At 52.5% G+C, this 1294-nt stretch carries 1 protein-coding gene; it reads left to right on the top strand.

Features of this window, described 5'->3' with window-relative positions:
* The first annotated feature begins 144 nt into the window (after nt 1–144).
* Nucleotides 145–1281 carry an ISAs1-like element ISAs12 family transposase gene (locus ACNPAA_RS20865; protein ID WP_021141311.1) on the top strand — a complete coding sequence of 379 codons (1137 nt, stop codon included), beginning with the start codon at nt 145–147 and terminating at the stop codon, nt 1279–1281.
* Nucleotides 1282–1294: the final 13 nt, after the last annotated feature.

The raw sequence follows: 1294 nt of genomic DNA on the forward strand, positions 1-1294 counted from the left end.
CATTTCAGCTCAAAAAATGCGCATGAAATCCAAAAAATGATAATTTCCATGATTTCCATAGTTAACAATTTGCTCACATCCTCACCCTGAAATTTGACCTGGTGATCCGGCTGTGATCTCATGCTCCTTTTCAGGAGTGCTCTCATGTCTATTGATGCCGTTTTCGCTCAGTTCTTCGACAATATTCACGACCCTCGCCAGCATGCCAAGATTTATTATCCCTTCTACGATGTCCTGTTTCTCACCGTCTGTGCCGTGATCGGCGGGGCTGAGGGCTGGGAAGATATTGAGGATTTCGGCGAGGTTCATCTTCCCTGGTTTCAATCCAAGGGACTGTTTAAAAACGGCATTCCTGTCCATGACACCATTGCCAGGATCATCTCCGGCATCAAACCAGAGCCGTTTCAGGCCGCCTTTGTGCGGTGGACTCAAGCCATTAACCAGCACACCGATGGCGCCCTGGTCGCTATCGATGGCAAAACCCTGCGCAGTTCCTATGACCGTGAGGATCGAACGTCGACCATTCACATGGTCAGTGCCTATGCCGCCGCCAATAAGCTGGTGCTCGGACAGATAAAAACCGACGCCAAGTCCAATGAAATTACCGCTATTCCCGAGTTGCTGGCGCTGCTCGACATCAAAGGCTGCCTGGTATCCATCGATGCGATGGGGTGCCAGACCGAGATCGCCGAGACCATCCTTCAGCAAGGTGGCGATTACTTATTGGCCGTCAAAGGCAACCAACCCAAGTTGTTCGAGGCGGTTCGACAGGCCCTCGCCCCGCTGGCGGCCACCCCGTTATGCGCAGAGACGATGACGCTTGAGAAGGCTCATGGCCGCATCGATGGTCGTGAGTACCATGTCATGGCGGCGGGCGAGTTGGCCGCCCAGTTTCCTCATTGGAAACAGTTGCACAGCATTGGCGTGGCCATCTCCTATCGCGTTGAAAATATGCAAAAAATTACCATAGAGCAGCGTTATTTCATCAGTTCCAAAGCGTTGGTGCAGGATGAGTTTGCGCGAGCGGTGCGTGGGCACTGGGCCATCGAAAATAGCCTGCACTGGGTGCTGGACGTCACGATGGGCGAGGATGATTGCCCGATTTATCGCGGTGATGCCGCAGAGATTTTGGCGTGCATCCGGCACATGGGGCTGAACATGCTCAGGGCCGAGACTTCACGCAAGGCGAGCGTAAGACGGAAGCAAAAAATCGCAGGAATGAGCAGTGAATATCTGGAAACGGTACTCAATGCGGGTCTCAAAAAACTGGGTGAAATTTAACAAAATGTTCACG

The sequence above is a fragment of the Aeromonas sp. PS2Canimalfood6 genome, from assembly GCF_048276795.1.
GTDB lineage: Bacteria > Pseudomonadota > Gammaproteobacteria > Enterobacterales > Aeromonadaceae > Aeromonas > Aeromonas caviae.

Bases quoted from the DNA above. Each gene is read 5' to 3' on its own strand.
- ACNPAA_RS20865 (WP_021141311.1), top strand. From the start codon at position 145: ATGTCTATTGATGCCGTTTTCGCTCAGTTCTTCGACAATATTCACGAC.